General features: G+C 66.8%; 20 protein-coding genes and 1 other annotated feature. Of the genes, 10 read left to right on the plus strand and 10 right to left on the minus strand.

What is annotated here, in order from left to right; genetic code table 11:
• Positions 1-31: 31 nt before the first annotated feature.
• The gene (locus tag ETD83_RS17995; protein ID WP_138646287.1) at positions 32-466 is read right to left on the minus strand and encodes an IS3 family transposase; all 435 of its coding nucleotides are present in this window, start codon (positions 464-466) and stop codon (positions 32-34) included.
• Positions 449-562 (minus strand) — a sequence feature (AL1L pseudoknot). Its footprint overlaps the gene before it by 18 nt.
• Complete coding sequence (locus tag ETD83_RS18000) at positions 520-840, minus strand: transposase (RefSeq protein ID WP_138646288.1); 321 nt, start codon at positions 838-840, stop codon at positions 520-522. Its footprint overlaps the feature before it by 43 nt.
• Positions 841-977: 137 nt before the next feature.
• On the opposite strand from ETD83_RS18000, the gene ETD83_RS18005 reads away from it, so the two are divergent.
• On the plus strand, positions 978-1,271 hold the full coding sequence (locus tag ETD83_RS18005; RefSeq protein ID WP_138646289.1) for a hypothetical protein: 294 nt from the start codon (positions 978-980) through the stop codon (positions 1,269-1,271).
• Between the two features lie 23 nt (positions 1,272-1,294).
• Entirely contained in the window at positions 1,295-1,633 is a 339-nt protein-coding gene (locus ETD83_RS18010; RefSeq protein WP_138646290.1) for a PadR family transcriptional regulator, read from the plus strand.
• Between the two features lie 907 nt (positions 1,634-2,540).
• On the opposite strand, the gene ETD83_RS18015 is transcribed toward ETD83_RS18010, so the two are convergent.
• Entirely contained in the window at positions 2,541-3,623 is a 1,083-nt protein-coding gene (locus ETD83_RS18015) for an IS110 family RNA-guided transposase (protein ID WP_138646291.1), read from the minus strand.
• A 453-nt stretch (positions 3,624-4,076) separates the two neighbouring features.
• Here ETD83_RS18015 and ETD83_RS18020 point away from each other — a divergent pair, with 453 nt between their 5' ends.
• Complete coding sequence (locus ETD83_RS18020) at positions 4,077-5,366, plus strand: coiled-coil domain-containing protein (RefSeq protein WP_138646292.1); 1,290 nt, start codon at positions 4,077-4,079, stop codon at positions 5,364-5,366.
• Positions 5,367-5,743: 377 nt separating this feature from the next.
• Here the strand turns inward: ETD83_RS18020 and ETD83_RS42590 are convergent, their stop codons facing one another.
• Together ETD83_RS42590 and ETD83_RS18025 are read right to left on the minus strand one after the other, a co-directional pair.
• A complete protein-coding gene (locus ETD83_RS42590) occupies positions 5,744-5,893 on the minus strand; it encodes a hypothetical protein (RefSeq protein ID WP_171064299.1) in 150 nt (49 codons plus the stop codon).
• 720 nt (positions 5,894-6,613) lie between these two features.
• On the minus strand, positions 6,614-6,847 hold the full coding sequence (locus ETD83_RS18025; protein WP_138646293.1) for a hypothetical protein: 234 nt from the start codon (positions 6,845-6,847) through the stop codon (positions 6,614-6,616).
• A gap of 106 nt (positions 6,848-6,953) precedes the next feature.
• On the opposite strand from ETD83_RS18025, the gene ETD83_RS18030 reads away from it, so the two are divergent.
• Both ETD83_RS18030 and ETD83_RS18035 read left to right on the plus strand, forming a co-directional pair.
• Positions 6,954-7,637, plus strand: coding sequence for a hypothetical protein (locus ETD83_RS18030; protein WP_138646294.1), 684 nt, complete (start codon positions 6,954-6,956; stop codon positions 7,635-7,637).
• Positions 7,534-9,138, plus strand: a complete 1,605-nt coding sequence (locus tag ETD83_RS18035; RefSeq protein WP_138646295.1) for a hypothetical protein — start codon at positions 7,534-7,536, stop codon at positions 9,136-9,138. The genes ETD83_RS18030 and ETD83_RS18035 overlap by 104 nt, the downstream gene beginning before the upstream one ends.
• Positions 9,139-9,239: 101 nt before the next feature.
• Here the strand turns inward: ETD83_RS18035 and ETD83_RS18040 are convergent, their stop codons facing one another.
• The 4 genes from ETD83_RS18040 to ETD83_RS18055 form a co-directional block, all read right to left on the minus strand.
• Entirely contained in the window at positions 9,240-10,298 is a 1,059-nt protein-coding gene (locus ETD83_RS18040; protein WP_138646296.1) for a pentapeptide repeat-containing protein, read from the minus strand.
• Positions 10,299-10,351: 53 nt separating this feature from the next.
• Complete coding sequence (locus tag ETD83_RS18045) at positions 10,352-10,924, minus strand: DUF4158 domain-containing protein (RefSeq protein ID WP_329602868.1); 573 nt, start codon at positions 10,922-10,924, stop codon at positions 10,352-10,354.
• Between the two features lie 442 nt (positions 10,925-11,366).
• Entirely contained in the window at positions 11,367-11,705 is a 339-nt protein-coding gene (locus ETD83_RS18050) for a hypothetical protein (protein WP_138646298.1), read from the minus strand.
• 1,213 nt (positions 11,706-12,918) lie between these two features.
• Positions 12,919-13,698, minus strand: a complete 780-nt coding sequence (locus ETD83_RS18055; protein WP_230420992.1) for a peptidoglycan recognition protein family protein — start codon at positions 13,696-13,698, stop codon at positions 12,919-12,921.
• Between the two features lie 340 nt (positions 13,699-14,038).
• On the opposite strand from ETD83_RS18055, the gene ETD83_RS18060 reads away from it, so the two are divergent.
• The 5 genes from ETD83_RS18060 (at position 14,039) to ETD83_RS18080 (ending at position 17,272) form a co-directional block, all read left to right on the plus strand.
• Positions 14,039-14,560, plus strand: a complete 522-nt coding sequence (locus ETD83_RS18060; protein ID WP_138646299.1) for a peptidase inhibitor family I36 protein — start codon at positions 14,039-14,041, stop codon at positions 14,558-14,560.
• 3 nt (positions 14,561-14,563) lie between these two features.
• Positions 14,564-15,955: a hypothetical protein gene (locus ETD83_RS18065; RefSeq protein ID WP_138646300.1), complete on the plus strand. Its 1,392-nt coding sequence runs from the start codon at positions 14,564-14,566 to the stop codon at positions 15,953-15,955.
• 106 nt (positions 15,956-16,061) lie between these two features.
• Positions 16,062-16,535, plus strand: coding sequence for a hypothetical protein (locus tag ETD83_RS18070; RefSeq protein WP_138646301.1), 474 nt, complete (start codon positions 16,062-16,064; stop codon positions 16,533-16,535).
• Positions 16,536-16,639: 104 nt separating this feature from the next.
• Complete coding sequence (locus ETD83_RS18075) at positions 16,640-16,987, plus strand: WD40 repeat domain-containing protein (protein WP_171064301.1); 348 nt, start codon at positions 16,640-16,642, stop codon at positions 16,985-16,987.
• 45 nt (positions 16,988-17,032) lie between these two features.
• Positions 17,033-17,272 (plus strand): hypothetical protein, encoded by a 240-nt coding sequence (locus ETD83_RS18080; RefSeq protein ID WP_138646303.1) that lies wholly within the window; start codon positions 17,033-17,035, stop codon positions 17,270-17,272.
• Positions 17,273-17,301: 29 nt separating this feature from the next.
• On the opposite strand, the gene ETD83_RS18085 is transcribed toward ETD83_RS18080, so the two are convergent.
• Complete coding sequence (locus tag ETD83_RS18085; protein WP_138646304.1) at positions 17,302-17,535, minus strand: hypothetical protein; 234 nt, start codon at positions 17,533-17,535, stop codon at positions 17,302-17,304.
• Positions 17,536-17,792 lie beyond the last annotated feature (257 nt).

Raw genomic sequence — 17,792 nt, forward strand, 5'->3', positions numbered from 1 at the left:
AACTTCAGACCTCAAGGGGGTCGGTGATGTCTCAGTGGTCACCCGCCGACGGCTCGACCGACACCCTGCCAGCACCGAGATCATGCGGCCTGATCGACCCGTGGCTCTCCCATGAGGTGATGTCGGCGACCCACCGCAGGTCCGGACGGTCCGCAGTGAAGTCACGTTCAAGCAGATCACCCGGCCGATCCGCGCCGGGGACAGTGGTGCGGGGACGCTTGCGGGAAGCGGTCACCCCGCTGATGCCCAGTTCGCGCATCAGCCGCTCCACCGTGCACCGCGCCACCCTCACGCCTTCGCGGTTGAGCTGCCCCCATACCTTCCGCGCTCCGTACAGGCCGCGTCCTGGCCCGCTCCACACCCTCAAAATCTCCTTCTTCAGCATCTCGTCCCGGACCACACGAGCCGACGGATTCGACTCCCGTTTCTTCGCCGCCCAATACGTGGACGACGCGAACTCCAGCACGCCACAGATCGGCTCGACACCGAACTGTTCACGATGGGTATCGATGAACTCGACTAGCGCGGCAGCTTGGGATCGAGTTCCCGGGCGAAAAACGCCGACGCGGCCTTCAAGATCTCGTTCGCTCGCCGCAACTCGCGCACTTCGCGTTCGAGTTCGGCGATCCGCTGGGCATCACTGGTCGATGTCCCCGCCCGCTTGCCGCCATCGACCTCGGCCTGCCGGATCCACGTCCGCAACGCCTCACGATGCACCCCGAGCTGGTCAGCGACCCGGGCGATCGACCCAGTCCGCTCACCGGTCTGCTCACGAACATCAAAAACCATCCGAACCGCGCGTTCCCGCAGCTCAGGGGAGTACTTCCTCGGGGGTGCCATAGCCCCTCACCCTTCCAGGTATCGGAGCCTCCAGCCGACCCGGGGTGGTCCAGGGTCCTCCGCCGACCGCAGGCGGGACGGAAGCCGGTCTGACCCGTGAGCCATAGCGTGCCGTTGAACAGCATGAGGGATGCGAGATGAAAGTGCAGACCGGAGGCGACCACGACGATCGCCGTGGAGTGTTCATCCCGGCCGAGGTGCTGGTGACCGCCGCGATCGTGCTGGTGGGGCTGGCGCTGGCCGCGCTGGCGGCGGTGTTCCCGCCGGTCGGGTCGCCGGTCAGCGTCGGCGTCGGCGTCGGCGGATTCCTGTACGGGATCTACCACGACCGCCGACGCCCGCCCGGCAGGCCACCAACTGAACTGCCCGCAGGTCTTCCGAACGGCTTCGCGGAGGCTGAACGACCGGACATCGGCGCGGGAGGGGGCTGAACAGCGTGGTTGACGGACCGCGGATGACACTGCAGACGCAGATGGTGCTGCGCCAGGCATTGAGCGAGCCTGCCCGGGAGTGGTACGGGCTGGAGATGGTGCAGGCCACCGGGTTGCCCTCGGGCACGGTCTACCCGATCATCACCCGCCTGGAGCAGCGCGGCTGGATCACCTCCCGGTGGGAAGAACCCGCAGAGCATGAAGCTGAAGGCCGTCCTCGCCGCCGCTACTACCAACTCACCAAGGAAGGCACCGAGGCCGCACGCATCGCCCTGGCCAACGCCCACCAAAACCGTGCTGTCCGCACCGCGCCCGTGCCCTGGGAGGCTGTGCGGCCCGAGGCCCCCGGAGCCACCACATAACCCCGCGGTTTGCCTCGGGGGACAGCCCTTTTAGGAGCACCCAGGTTGAGCCGGGATTCCAGGTCTAGGCGGACTACGCCGTACGAGCGCATATGGATCCAGAACAGCGCGAACCCCAACCTCGTCGGACCGCGAACGCCCGCCACGAGCTCCAGCTCGTCCTCCAGTAACGGCACCCGTAGTTAGGTCGCCTCGTCTCCCGCGAACGACCCGTACAAGCACGCCCGGCACCCGTATAGCTAACCCGCCGCCGCGACCTAACTGACCCAACTCCGCGCGGCTCAGTCTGCAAGTGAGGTCCTTCGATCGGGACGAATGAGATCACTAACTCGGTTAGGTCGCTCGGCCTACCTTCGCTAAGGGCTCGCTCGGATGCGGCCGCTCCCACGGAACCACCGCGCCACCCCTCGCCGAGCTGCAGCCGCGGGACATCGGCGTAGGCGGCCAGGGTCTCCAGCGGCCGCACCGACCCGCCCGTCACATCCATCAGCAGCCGCCGCGCCGCGGGCGGGTCGCCGACGCCCGCCGTTGCGGCCGCCGACGGGTCCCACCGCGTCGCCCACGCCCCCGTCAGATCAGGTCGGAATCCTCAGCAACGCGCCGACCCTAGCTGACAGACAACCCTGGGTGTCCATTGACTCTCAGTCCCGATGTGAGCGTCGTCCACCTTGCTATCGCCCCAGGTCAAAGGTAACTCCGCCGCCTTGCGGCGGATGCTACGGAGAGGCCCTTATCGCCAGTGGATTCCGGCCCCTCCGGTGTGACGCAACGGCGGGACCTTGGGAAGCGCGGGTCCGGCTCGGAGTCCAGGTCGTCGTGCATAGACGCCACACGCTAGTCCCGGCTACCGACGTCTGTCTCGGCACCCTCGCGAGTAGGTCGCTACTGGCCGAGGCTGCTATATCTGTCAAGCCGCTGGTTGGAGCTCCTCCGCCGGGGTGAGGTCGTCGGCGGATCGGTTCTCCAAGAGCTTGAAAACTTGGCGTGCGACGGCGCGTTTCAGGCAGCGTCGTGCTTCGCGTGGTGTCTTGCCCTCGCTGACACGTCGCTGGATGTAAGCCTTGGTCGCTGGGTCGACGCGGGTGCGGACCAGCACGATGGTGTGCAGGGCGCGGTTGAGATGCCGATCGCCTGAACGGTTGAGCCGGTGGCGAGTGGTCAGGCCTGAGGATGCGGGGATCGGCGCGGTGCCAGCGAAGGCGGCGAACGCAGCTTCAGAGCGGAACCGGCCGGGGTGTGACCAGCTCACCAGGACCTGCGCGGCGCTGATCGGGCCGACGCCGGCCAACTGCAAAAGTTCGGGCGCCATTGCCTCGACCAGCTCGGCGATCTCGGCCTCCAGGTCCTCGGCCTCGGCGCGGAGCGCCTGGACGCGGATGGCCGTGCTGCGCAGGGCCCGGACGGTCATGCGGTGCTCGATGGTCTGAGCAGGTCGGGCACGTAGCCGCGCGCAGTGCGAGACGACGGCCTTGCTGCCCAGTCCTCGCAGTTCAGCGCGCAAGTCATCAGGCGCGGAGACGATCAGGGCCTTGAGATGGTTGATCGCCGCGGTGGTGGCGGTGACGGCGCCCTGGCGGGTCGCCAGCAGGACCCGGAGCGCCTCCCGCTCTCCGCGTCGTCGTGGGTGGATCAGGTGCTCAGCGGTCAATGCCTCGCGGGCGGCGCGGACTGCATCGATCGCGTCGGTCTTGCGGCCGCCGCGCTGCGGAGGCCGCTTGGGTCGGCAGACCTCGACCACGCGTTCCCCGGCCGCGTCCAGGAACGCCGCTAGCCCGGCCCCATAGCTTCCGGCTCCCTCCAGAGCCCAGCATCGGACGCCGGGGATCTGCTTGCGGGCGAAGTCCAGTAGCTTTCGGTATCCGCGCTGGTCGGTGGTGGCCTCGGCATGCGCGAGCACCGCCCCAACCGAGGACACGGCCGCAGCGGCCACGGTGTCGCGGTGGGTGTCGACACCGATGACGCCATCGACCTGTTCTGCCAGCATGGTCATGCGGTTGTTCTTCCTTCCGACGGAGACGACCGTTTGGTCGGCGTCGGCCTGGGTGGAGTCACCGCGCGGCAGAACTGTGATGAGTCACGCCGCTGAACGGCGGACGAGCTGCTAATCAGGCCAACAGGGTGGGCCAGGCCGACGCCGGCACCCCGACAGACATCTCGGCACACAGGGCAGCCCGTGGGCGCCAGTTCCGATCCGGGTCATGTCCGAGCACCGGCGACAGCCTGGCAGCAACCCGACCCAGCCGGATCACCAGCACCAAGAATCACAGTTCCGATCCTCTCGGCGCGGGGTGTTGAACACGAGGGTCGTGGAAGCCCTCGCTGATCATTGAGTGAATGATAAGAGTCATTCTCATGCACTCTCGTTTCCTGCGCTTATTGTGTTTAGATTTTCTCGAAACCTGTTTCGTATTTTTCGTAACTCTCTCTGCTAGAGTGGCCAGTCATGATCGTCCAGCCCGACCCCGCTCCCGCCGACGACATCACCACCGAGGCCGTGCCCAGCCTCGCCGACGGCGACCCTGTCGCCGCCACCAGCGGTACGGCATCCAGCACCGTGGCCGCCCCCTCCCCCGCCTCCCCGGCACCGGCCGACGCGCTCGCCGCAACAGCCGCAGGGACGACCACCGCGGAGGCCGGAACGGGCCCGACCGAACCGGCACCGACAACCCAGGACGCGCCGGATCAGCAGGCGCCGCACGGGCGTTGCCAGGTGTGTCGGGAACCGCTGCCCGCGCCGCAGCGCCGCCGCGACGGCAAGTACAAGGGCGGCCGCCGCCGGCTGTACTGCCCGCCGCCCCGCGACTGCAAGGAGCAGGCGCAGGCGCAACGGGAGTCCCGCCTGGCCGAGGCGATCGGCGACCCGCTCCGGCTGGTGATCGCGGTCGCCGACGAGGCGGTGCCCGCCATGACCGACCTGCGCGAGACCCTGGCCCGGGCGATCGACGGCCTCATCGCGATCAAGGAGGTCAGCAGCGCCGAGGTCGCCGCGGCCAAAGCAGACGCCGCCGCCGCCCACGACGCAGCAGCCGACGCACAGCGAAAAGCCGAGCAGGCCGCCGAAGGCGCCGGCCGCGCCACCGCAGCGCAACACCGCGAACGGCAAGCCCGCCAGGACGCCCAACAGGCAGCCGAGCAGGCCCGCGAAGAGGCCATCCAGGCCAGACAGCACGCCGCTGACACCGTCGCCGCGCACGAGCAGGCGCGCACGCAGGCGGAACGCGCCGCCGCCCTGGCCAAACGGGCCGAAGAATCCGTGGCCGCGCAACTCCAAGAGGCCCTTGCCCGGCTGCTGAGCGAAACCGCCGCGCGGGAACGGGCACAACAGGGACTCGCCGAGAGCCGCGTCGAGCTCGCCGCCACGCAGGCCACCGCCCGCACCGCGCAGGCGGCCGCCGAGGCCGACCAGGCCAGAGCCGCCCAGGCCGACGAACGCGCCGCGCAGGCCGAACGCGCCGCCGCCAGCGCCAACGCGCTCTCCGAGAAGGCGGAGCAGACCGCCGCCGCGCTCCGACAACAGGTAGAGGTCGCCCAGCGCGACGCAGATCAGGCACGCCTGGATGCGCACGCCCTCGCCACCACCGTGCAGTCCCTCAAACACGACCGCGACGCCGCCCGCGCCGACGCCGACCGGCAACGCGAACGCGCTGTTCACGCCGAACTCCGCGCTCAGCAAGCGCTCGCCGAACTCGCCCGCCGCGACGAGGTCGACTCCAGCCCATCCGGCTCCCCGTGATGGTCAGCATGGACCCACATCTCCGGCACCGACCCGACGATGACGGACTTCGCATCAGCTTGTGCGAGCTGCTGGTGGCCGATGCCTGCAACGTCGGCCTCGTCCCGATCGAGAGACCAAACGTGCCCGCGTTGACTCGCGCCCACCTTCAGCAGGCCGACCAGGGCTACCCGCGCCGAGACGATCTCGGCGGCCAACGCTCGCCTGATCGACGAACCAGCCGAGCTCGACATCGTGCGCTAACTACTTCGGCCGCCCTCCTCGGCATGGACCGCTCAAAGAACTCACACATGAGATCGGCATGACGTTTGGCGAAGCACTAGGGCCACTCTGACGAAATGACCGAATAGCGGCTGCAGACCCTGCCGTCTTAGGGGTCATTCCGGCATCGAGCCCAGGACTGCTGCCGCTCCATCGGTCCGCCAGTCGTCGGGATCGGCGGCGTCGGCCAGCGGCACGTTGTCGTTCACGAGCACCAGCGCGGCCCGCAACTCCGCGCGCGACACCACCGCCTCGATGGCTCCCACACCTCAGCCACCCGCGGTTCCTCGCCCTACATCACCCACACCATCCGCAGGTTCGGCAACTGGACCCTCAATCTCGCCCCGCCCGACCAGACCCCCACCACTCGCCTGGACCTGAACTTCGCGTGCTGTTCGGTACACCGCCCGCCTGACACCCGGCCCGACGCTGTTCCGTAAGGGGATCCCCCAACGGAACATCACCCGCCCGTGTCGATTTCCGAAGTCCTCTTCACGCGCGACCTGGGGAAACGGCTCTGTCTGCAGAGGTCTTCGGACACTTGGGATGTTCGTACTCCTGTGCGCAACGCGGCGTTCCAGTCCGTACTCGTGTGCGCGGCGAGTCAGCGCCTACCTGTTCAGCCGCCTGCCCGCAGCCCGGCGGCCCTCTCGACACCGGCCCGATCGCCCCCGTCGCCCCGCAGCACCGACAGCCCTCCACCACTCGGTCGTCCCGCAGACCCGGCGGCGACACCGCACGGCCCGCCCCCTGCGCCCTGGCGTCCTGCGCGCATAGCAGCCCTGGTGGCTGGACTAGCGGGGGCACCGCCCGAGGTCGTTCGTTCATCAGCACCTCGGCTGGTGCCGACCAGGACTCCGATGCCCGTGGCCCGACTTCTGGAGCTGTTCAGTCTCGGCGCGTTTGGGCCAGGAGTTGGCGGGCCAGGGCGGCTTGGGCGGGCCTCCGAGGAGGATCGGACCGCAGGAGGGCCTCCTCGGAGGCCTTCACGACTCGGCGATGTCGAGCAGGTCTTGGTAGCGCCTTTCTACGGGGGTGCTCTGGGCGCACGCCCGCTGGACGTCCTTGTCGGACCCAAGTTCGATGAGGACCGGCTGGGCGATACCCGGGGCGTCTTGGATGATCGAGGCGACGAGCGGGGCGCCGGAGTTGCTGTAGAACACCTTCCGGTTCACCCCCATGCCGTGGCCCCCCGGCTCGCCCACGTAGGGCAGCACCATCCACTTGAGAATCTCGCGGAGTTCCTGGTCCGGGAGCGCCCGTAGACCACCGAACTCCTGAAGCTGGCGAAGAAGGCCCCCGTGGGACGTGTTGGAGGGTCCAGTGGTGACCAGCGCGGTTCAACTGGTCGAGGAAGGCCGTGAAGAACGCGCGACGCTGCGGCTTCCGCAGGTACGGGAGTACACCGGACGCAGACGCCACCCGGACCTGAAGCTCGGTCAGCTGGGTCCGCCGACCGATCTTGTCCTGGACATGCTTGGCCAGCTCGACCGTTACGGCAGGTTGGGTCACCTCAGCAAGGATCCCCGTCATCGTGAAGGCGTTCTGCCGAACCAGGTCCGGCTCGTCGTCGCTGGTGGCAGTGGAGAACAGAAACTTCCCGATCTCCAATTGGTGGCTGTCTGGCGCGTGCTGGTAGTCCTCCACCAAGCTGGGGTCCGCGGGGGCCGGGCCGGCGGTCTCGATGACTTCCTTGACCTCGCTGACCCGGATGAGGGTCACCGGGTCCCGCGAGAGGACCGCCTCAATGCAGGTCTTGAAGATGTAGACGCAGTCCCCGACTGCGTGGCGATCAACAAACAGGGCCGCGGTCGGCACCAGTTGGCCCGGCTGGCTAAGCTCAAACCGCTGCTCGACGACGGTCCCGGCTTTCCGGCGCGTGCCCTGCCCGAACTGGCCTTCAAGGGTGCTGCGCGAGGACGGGCAGGCACCGATCATCGGCCCCTCCTTCCCCGCTCCCGACATCCAGCTGCCCACGTTGAGGACCCTCGGCTACCGCAAAATCGGTGATCGGCTGGTGCCGATCCTGCATACCAAGATGCTCCTGCTCGGCGAACTGTGGTGGCACGACGAAGACGAACTCGGCGGGGTCGACGATGTGATCAGCTTCCGCCCCCAGCGGCTCTGGCTGGCCAGCGCCAATGGCACCTCCAGCTCACGCGAGAACCTGGAGTTCGGCCTGTGGCTGGACGATCCCGACGCTCAGCCACACCAAGAGCGCATCGTCCTGATCCGCCAGCCCTTCACCGACGACACCCCGGAACCTCTCGACCGCGTCGCCGGGCTGCTCGTCCTTCTCTATGCGCAACCAGTCACTCGCCTCGCCCACCTCACGATCGACGCCGTCACCGATGACCGGGTGAGGCTCAAGATCGCCGAAGAGGACCTGCCGCCGCCCGAGCCGCTAACCGGGCTCACCGCCTCTGTGGTCTCTCAGCGGCGCAACATGAGGGCGGCCGCCAACTCCACCTCGCCATGGCTGTTCCCCGGTCGCCTGGCAGGCCGCCCGATCTCCGCCACACGACCGCGCCAGCGACCTCGCGCGGTGGGCATCACTCGAGCCGACCGGACCGCCGCCCTCGACCAACTTCTGCGTGACATCCCCGCACCCGTCCTAGCCGACCTGGTCGGCTGCAACCCACGCTTCGCCGCCGAACGAGCCGCCACCCTCGCCACCGACTGGGACCATCTACGCCGCACTACGAGCCACGGACAGGCCCACTGCTCGCCGCTGAGGACAGAGGAACTCAAGCCTCAGGTACGTGAGGGGCTGCCGGACGCCGTGAGGCCCCGGCGCCCTGTGACCAGAAATTCCATGGCCGTCGATCACCCGGCCCGGCACAGTGTCAGGATGACTTCCCCGAAAAAGCCGCTACTGCGACCGGTCGCCGAGGACGGTGACTGGCGAGACACCGCGATCATCGGATACTTCGAGAACGATGGGACACTGGCCGCGGGATACCTGGATGCCGCGCGGGTCCTGGTCGACCACTGGACGGAGCACCACCCCTCTGACCAACTGGTGCTCCCGGCCCTCAACCTGCTGCGGCACGGCATCGAGCTCGCGCTCAAGGACCAGATCCGCGAAGCTGCCGAGCGCGTCCGCGCCGACGGCATCACCGAACCGGACCTGATGCCTGAGGCCGTGGACCGTCGCCTGTCGGTCACCCACTCGATCAGCGGCTTGGTGGCCGAGCTGAACGCCTACCTCGGCCGACTGCAGCTCGGCGCCAACGACAAGCTCCCCGACGACACGATGGAGGTGCTGGAGAGCCTGCACCTGCTGGACGAGAAGGGCCAAGCCCTGCGTTACAGCACCGTCAAGACCGGTAAGGGCAAGAACAGCAAGCTCGTGCCCGCTCGCCCCGAGCAGCAGGCGTTCAACTTCCCCGCGGTGGCCGCCACGCTCCACAACGCCGGCACGCTCATCCTGTACGGGGTGTCCGGTGTACTCGGTGAGTACGAGGACTACCAAGCAGACATGCGGCAGATGTACGGCGAGACCTACTAAGGAGCCCATGGTGACCGACAACCCTCAAGATGAGGCTCGCGCCGAGGGCCTGCATCGCGCCGACCTGGCCGTTTTGATCGCTTGGCACTTGCACTGAGTAGTCACATCTTGCGTCTATCTGTCCGCCCTGGTCTCCGAGTAAGTTTCGCTTCGGTCTCCCGGACCAGCCTTCTCAGCCGAGGGTCGGCTCCGCTGAGATCGACTCCGGAGAGATTCACCCCCGCAAGGTTGACGTCCGATAGATCCGCAAGGAGGAGTGAGGCGCCTGTTAGATCCGCTTTAGCGAGCGATGCGCGAGTCAGATCCGTCTCCAACAGGCTGGCACGGGTCAGATTCACCCCTTCCATGTCGGCATCAGTGAAGATCGCTCCGCCAAGCCAGGCGTCGGTGAAGTCCGTCCCCCGGAGGGTGGCTCGGGTGAAGTTCGCCTCGCCAAGCCAGGCGTCAGTGAAGTCCGCCCAGATGATCGTGGCATCGGTCAAGTCCGCCCCACGGAGGTGGACGCGGGCAAGGTCTGCCGCGAAAAGCTCGACACCTTGAAGGTGCAGGCCCTCAAGATTGATTCGGACACCCAGCGCAACATGCCGACGGGACTCCGCCAGAGTGAGAGCAGTCAGCGCGGCCTGAACATCTTCTGCCGGACGGACGGGCAAGGCCAACCCATCGGCCTCGGCTGAGGCCCGCCGTCGCAGGCTGCCGCCTCGCCGGATGGCACGACGGATCCGCCCCCTTGAGGGAGGTGGAGTTCGGGCTTGGCTGCGTGGCGCGCGATCACGAATGAAGGCTACGAGGACCTGAGCAGCGTGCGTCGCCTGTTCCGGGGCGTCCTGAATGATCTGTTCCAGGGCAAGGACGCCACCGAGACGTACATACATCTCGTCGGAGCCCAGGCGTTCCAACGCCTTGATGAAGCGGTCGGTCACCTGACCACGGCGAGTAAGTCGGTAGTTGCGCGCAGTGTACAGCAATGCCACGACTGCGCCGAGCCCGACCAGAACCTGCACCACCGCGGTACGGAACCCAGTAACCAGCGCCCCAGGCGACGATTTGAAGTCCGCCCCTTTGAGGTACTTGCCGTCAAACCACCACGGCCCCCGCCACAACAACAGCAGCACTCCGCCAGCCAGTGCCGACACCACCGCCGCCATCAGCAGCCGCACTGACCAGGCCCTCAACCACCGCGTGCGCTTTCGCCAGTTCGCTTGTCTCTTTCTCACCCTGTCATCACACCCAGCACTAGAGCGGAGTGCTGTGCCGCCGCCTGGTCGGGTAGCCGGGCCGTGATCCGCGCCGTCAGGTTCTGCTCAGCCGTCCGCAACGCCGACCGGATGGTGCGATCCACCCGCTTGGAGGTCGGCGGCTCGATCCGCTCCGTCCGGCACCGCGCCAGCAACTCCACCCGCACCGGGTCATGCCGCTGCTCGGCCTCGCACACCTGGGCCGCCAGCCACGCCGCCAGCTTGTCGGCGTCCTCGCGCGAACACTCCCGAAACCCCAGATACCCGCGGATCTGCATCTGGTGGTACCGGGCCGTACGGCCCGACCAGTCATACAAGCCCAGCTCCGAGGCCTCCACCTGAACCTGCAGGGCCACATGCTCCACCACGTCATCGCTCAGCTCAACACGACCCCGCGGAAACCGGCCATGCCGAATGTAGAACTTCAGCGCGACAACAAGCCCCAGCCGTGTCGCGTCCCGCTTGCCCGCAACCAGACCCCGCTCGTCATCGAGCAACGTCCAATGCTCGACGAGCTCCCCCAGATCCCCAGACCCACCCACAACCACGATGCTGACGCGCCCGCACGACCAGCCCAGACGAACACGACAGTTGCCAGCAAACCGTTATAGATCATCGCCGTTTGCCTCAGGAGACAACGTTCTTAGTGCAGCCCCTACCGCGCAGGCTAGGGGCGCCTACCGGTGGGCCTACCAGGGGCAGAGGGGCCCGCCTACTCGGCCCCGGCCGGTAGGCCCCTCCCAAACGGGGCCCACAGGCCAGTCCGCGCAAATCTTCAGCGTCCTGTCGGCCGCTGCCGTTACCGTTACTGTCGCGGCCAGACACGTACGCCGCTCGCCACCGCCGATCGCGCCCACGCCCGATGACATCAGGCGTTCACCCGGCGTCTGCCAGCCACCACCTACTCGCCCGCTCGATGCATCCATCGAAACCCGAAGGGATCGAGTCCTCGTGTCTGGTGGCGCGGCGCGGGCCTCGCGACGGTCATGATCACGGCCCGTAGGGCGGATACCCTTCGTCCTCGGGCGTCCAGGGCGGTTCCTCGGGCGGCAAGGGAGGGCCGCGCTCAGGCGCCCGCGGACCTAGGATCACGGCCGTGCCCACCATCGCGTATCGAGGATTGGTGCCGAGGATGCCGCGGGTTTCATGCGCCGAGAACGTGGCGATCCTCAGCCCGATCACAGCGTGTGCTCCGTCGCCCTCCGCGATCTGAGCCAGCAGATCGACGCCCTCCCCGATCTCTTTGGCCTCGCCCCACACAGGCCATGCCTGCTCGATCGGGCCCGCAGCTCGGACGGGGACCGAGTCGGTCGTGTAGACCGGGATCACTCAACCATCGTCCATGCGACACCGGGTGAGCCGCAATAGGCTGCTGACCGGTGAGCGACTTTGAGTGGTGTTCAACGGGCACGCCTGACGTAGGTTTGGCGCCGCTGTACTCCTTTACTCCCATCGTGATGCGATCGTGGCGCACCAGCGTCCCAAGCTGGAACGGTACGGCGAACCTGGCTCTACTGCGTCCGCCGCGTCCTCTCCAGTCACCTGGCGGTGCGGCCAGTGCGAATAGGAGCGCCGACCCGCAAACCGGATCGGCGCCCCCATTTTGTGCTCTTGACGAGTCTTCTCTGTTCAGCCTGCGAGTGGGGAGGCGGTCCTCGCCGCCGGCTTGAGTCCCCCGTGAGTGTGGCGTATCACTGCACGGCTCAGCAGCCGTCTGCGCACGAGCACTTCGCGCATGTGCTGTTCTACGAGTGCGAGGGGCAGGGGCCTAGGGGGCTCCTGCCGGTCGGAGGCTGTCACTGGGCCACGCGCCGAAGTCCGAGCGTGCGGAGATATCTGCGATGAGCATCGTGCCGAGGCGCAAGATGAAGAGGGTCTGGATCACCACCGAGATTCTCAGCGACCATGTGGCGTGAGCACCTCGCGTATTTGCCGTCCTGTTCATGGGACTGGGCTCCTCTGCTTCCGGGGCGGGCGTTTCCAGGGGTTTGGGAGCTTGGGGTGGCACCGGACGCCCTGAACCGGGGCCTTGGTGGGCCCTAGTACGACTTGAGGAGGTACAGGGTTCCGTCCTTGCGGCGGACGAGGAACTCGGCGTCCTTCGCTGGACGGCGCCCGGTGCTCGCGCGGATCACGGACTAGGGCTAGCGCCAACCGCACCTCCCCGACTTCGCCCACTACGAGTGATCGTCATGAGAGGCGGGGATGTTCATTGAGGCTGAAGTCCTTCAGGTGACACTGTGACGGAGGAGCCGTCAGTGCAGGCCCAGGTCCTGGCCCGATCCAATCAACCCTGCAGCCGGGAAGGGGTTCACGAACCCGACGAATGTTGCTCATCTCGGTCCCTGCGCGCGGACGGTGTGGCCGCGGGCCAGGTCGGCGCCAGCCCGCCACGCCTCCCCCGGCCCCAACGACCGGGCCCATCACACCTGCCCGGCCGCCTTGCCGCGCTCCCTGCCCAAGCTCTGCGGCCACCCGGGACGGTGCGGCCCGCCCAATCACCGCCACTCCCAACCCCTGGCCGAGCGCGCCCGGGGTTCGGCTAGCGAGTGCGGTCCCGGGGTCCTATGGCTGGTCCGTGGTCGAAGATGTGGCGCGGTACGGGTAGCCCGCTGGGTTCGGCCGGGGGGCTTGCTGCTGCGGCGCGTGGTCGGTGCAGGGTGTCGGCGACCTGGTTGCGCAGTTCCGGCAGGAGTCCGTACAGGGCGTCGCCGGGGCATGCGGTGGTGTTGTAGTCGCGGTGTCCGACGATGGCCGCGTGTGGGTCAAGACGGTAGGTCCTGCACAGCCACGCGCAGGTTGCGACGAGTTGCCCCCACAGCTCGTCGGTGGGTTCCTCGGTGATGTAGGTGCCCTCGTTCTCGATGCCGATGGTGTGGTCGTTGTGGCTGAGGGTATGGGCTCCCATGACGTGGTGGCCGGCGTTGATGGCCTCCAGGGCGCGGTTGCGTCCTTCCAAGAGGTGGCCGCCGCGGCTGATGGTGAGCTGCTGGCCGATGTCGTCCCAGCCGTAGGTGTCCATGTGGAAGGTCTGGATCGCGCGGGATAACTCGAAGGCGTGCTCCAGCGACGGGTCGGTGGAGTTTGGTGAGGCGGTGTGGTGGACGACGATGTGGTCCGGGGGTCGGTCCAGGACGGTCGCTTCCACTTTGGGTGGCCGTGCCTGCCATTGAGGGCGCGTGTGGATGAGAGGTGCGGCCCTCGTTAATACCTGCGTTGAGGCCAGGGACGGGTCGGCGATCGGGCCGAGCAGCGCGCCAGCCATGACCGCTGTGGTGCTTCCCAGCATGCCCCGGCGGGTGAGACCGATATCTGCGGGCACGAGCGGCCTCCTTTAGGCGCCTATCAGCCGATGGTGATCTCGGCAAAAGATAACTGGCGCGGCGAGCGAACGCGTAGAAACAAGGTGAATTCTTAATTTCGAGGTGTCTGGGGCCTGCACTCAGTGAATGCAGTTGACGCCGAACTGAACGTTCCGGTTTACATCCGCTCCTGGCCGGATCCTGCCACTTTATGACTTGCCTTGTCAGCGTGGGTGATGCATCTAGTGATGGTTTTTTACCGCTTCTCGGGTCTTGATCGACATCGGAGACTCTCGTAGCGTCCGTGACGCGAAGACTTTCTTCGCCACTCTGTTCGAGTGAATTCGCAGAGGAGTGTGCATGTTCCAATCAACCCTGGCCACATCCACACGGATGCTGGCCACCACCGCCATCGTCGGCGCCGCGCTATTCGGTGCTGCGGGAACCGCTTTAGCGGCTCCTCCGGATGCTTTTGTCCAAGCACAGATCGACCAGCAGCTGCGCACCTACCCCGGCGGTGTGCAGACCGGCGCCGACGAGGTGTCCTACAAAGGCGGAAGCGTGATCGTGACCTTCCCCTCGGCCACGAATGCGGCCAACCCCTGCACGGCCGGCTGGTACTGCTTCTACCAGCACAAGGACTTCACCGGCCGCAAGCTGTCATTCCGGGACTGCGGCGGCAACCAGTCGCTGACCGATTACGGCTTCGGCAATCAGACCTCGTCCTGGGATAACACCACCAAGCACACCGTCGAGGTCTACGACCGCGACGTCAGCCCCTTCGCTACGTTGTGGCGCGAGGCACCCCGGTCCAGCTCCTCGCAGGTCAGCGCCACCACCAACGAGAAAGCCGACTTCTTCCACACCTACTGCGGGAGCTGAGCGATGCGCGCCATCACGCAACCCGCCGTTGCCGCACTTGCAGCGCTGGCCGCCGTCGTCGCATTGCTGGCAGGCGTACCAAGCGCATCAGCAGATCCGAGCCCGTCGGCCACCGCCGGCCTCGTGATCACTTCAGAAGCCATCAACCCCGTGACCGGCACACGAGCGCCTGCCGCGCGGACCGACCAACTACCACTCACTCGCGCGCAGGTAGAACGCGAAGCCGCCCGTGCCGGTGCCCGCCACGAAGCCAACGCCGACGACTTCCTCCCAGCCGGGCAAGCCCGAGCCCGCCAGTACGATTACATCTCTCCAGCCGAATGCCAGGCCAGTTCCGAGGCCGCCACAACCGGCGGCTGGGTGAAGAATCACTTCGCCTGGTGCAAGAAGCTGGCCACCAAGTTCCAGGCCAAGTCCTGCGACGCCAGCTCCCCGCCCAAGTGCGTGGTCAAGGGCGAGGCCTACATCTACTTCAACATCATCGGTTACGGACGGCACGAGACAGCTGACAGCCCCACTGCCACCGACCGGCACATGAACTACACCCTCACCATGGTGAAGATCGATGGTGAATGGGGCGTGATGACCCGGCCCGACGTCAAGTACACCCTGGCTATCAAATGCTGGGTAAACGATCCCAACAACTGCAAGGCCCCCGACACCAACGGCGACACCCGGACCAAGGCCGGATGGACAGCCGACAAGGACGCCTACAGCGAGTTCCTCTCACCCGCCAAGCCGCCTCACAAGGATCACGGCGAGCAACTCATCTACGCTGACACCACCGCCATTAGCTACGCCGAACTAGCCGGCTTTCCGAACGATGACAACGAACAGCCGATGACCAACATCCGCTTCGACTCCGCTTGGTATGACAGCACCTACGGCAAGCGAGGCTCGATCTTCACCAAGTCCCAGGCATGGCTGAGCTTCAACCGGGCCGCCAACTCCGGCTACAAGGAGGTCGCCGACCACCTATGGACAGCACTCAACCGGGCGAAGGAGACCAAGCCGCCGTTCTCAGACAAACAGATCCCCGGTGGAAGCTGGGACGACCCGATCCGCCGCCTGGCTCCTGAACTCAACGCGACCACCAAGTCAAACGAGGGAAAGAACCGGTACTGGTCCAAGAAGGCGTGCGACACCTACTTCAAAGGCTGGGACGACCTCAAGGGCCCCGACGGCAAGCCGATCCAGCAGTGCGACGAGTTCCCCTTCGCCTCCACCTACGACGGGGCTGCCAAGTTCGACTGGGACGGCGCCCAGTACAAGGACATGTTCTCCGCCCGCCCGGTCCACCGAGACGACAACAACGCCGCAGGCACCGTCCTGCGGTTGTGGTACCACTGGGATCGGATGGTCGATAAGGACCCGTTCTTCATCAAGGTCCAGTAACACCCTCGCGTAACGATGGGGGCGGGCATCCTTGCCCGCCCCCATCACCCGATCAAAAGTGGATGGTCCAATGCCCGCCCAACAGGCCCCCCGCTCCCTAGCCGCCATGGACTGGCTCGTCAGCCCCTGGTACGGAGCCGTCACGATCGACGCGCAACAGCCACCGTCGGACGCGATACTGTCCAGACCCTCCCAAGGCTTCGTCGCCTGCCAAGGACCGAAACTGATGATCTTCACCGGCGGCGAGGACAACCTTCGCATCCGTGTACGCGTGGAAACCTGGAGCGGCGAACCGGCGATCACCGATGATCACGCTGAGATCGGCCCCGAAACCTGCGAACTGGCCGCACCAACAGGCAACCTCACTGTCAGCGACGGCGAGGCAAGCGTCAGCAAATTCGAACTCCCTGCCCCCGGCACGTACCACGCCCGCATCACCGGCCATGGCATGGACACAGCAGAGCTCTACCGCCAGGCCGAACACCGTTCGACAGACTTCGACGACCCACAATTCCAGGCGGACTGGGCTCTGCTCCAAGGCCGGGAGTCCTACATCGTCCGCCTGTGGCCCGCAATATGAGAGTTCCCCACAACTGCCCGCCCAGCTGCATGGAATGCGCCTCCTCGCACCGCCGTTGAGTCTGCGGGGCCAGCGTGTGCGGCAGGATGGTGCGAGGGCGGTTATTGCTGGCCTCCGGCGCCGACGACGGCACGGTGCGGGTGTGGGACCCGGAGACCGGGGAAGCGGCCGGTGAGCTGCTGACCGGCCACACCGGCCCGGTGAACACGGTGGCGTTCGGCACCACCCTGGGCGGACAGCTGCTGCTGGCTTCCGGCGCCGACGACCGCACGGTGCGGATCTGGGACCCGACAACCGGGGAAACAGTCGGCGAGCCGCTGACCGGCCACACCGACTGGGTCCGCGCGGGAGCGTTCGGCACCGGCCCAGACGGACTACTGATCCTGGCCACCAGCGGCGCTGACCGCGCGGTGTTGGTGTGGCGGCTGCTGGCCGCGCCGCAAACGACGTAGCGGTCGCTTAGCGAATGACCTGGGCCTGGTGATTCCAGGGCACCGGTGACCGTAGCGATCGACGACACCATTTGCCCTTTGAACTGCGGAATCTTCGTGCTTCGTTCAGTCAACGGGCATCCGCGGCCCATGATGCGCGTCGACCCGCCAACGAGAACACCTCACCGAGATCATCACCAACCTAACTGCCCCATCGACGAAGCGACCGCCCGCGGCTGGCTCGGCGACGCCGATGGCCTGAAAATCAGCCTCGAAGCCGCCCAGGCCAAGATGGCCTGGCCTTGACCGCATCGACCGCTCGGGCGCAGGCTCCATCACCAACCTCGGCATGCTGATGCTCCGCTGAGCGCGGCATGAAAAGGGGGCCGACTCACAGTCGGCCCCCTCCACACCTCCTCAGCGCAGGCCGGCGCGGCGGCGAGTTCGGTGTCGCTGATGCCGTGCACCGCGCGCGCCTCGGGTTCGACGCGCGCGGTCCCGGGGTTGACGAGCGTGTCCAGCAGCGTTTCCCCGGTCGCCGCGTCGATCAGCGCGATCTCCACGATCACCGAGGCGCCGCTTTCCTCGGCGTCAAGGCCGTGGGTGGTTGCGTCTTGCGGCGTTTGCGCTGGTCTGGTGCCGGTGCTGTGAGCGATACCGAGCGCGACACATGTTGCGCAAGGGTGTTGGATGGTGCTGATGAGCTCACCGCGCTGCAGGACCTTGACTCGGCTCTGACCTCCTGCGACGGGAGGGCCCTCGCCGATACTAAAAGATCTTTGCTACCGGACTAAGCACTTTGGCCCGTCCAGGGACTCTTAACAAG

This window comes from Actinomadura soli (assembly GCF_005889715.1).
Lineage (GTDB): Bacteria > Actinomycetota > Actinomycetes > Streptosporangiales > Streptosporangiaceae > Spirillospora > Spirillospora soli.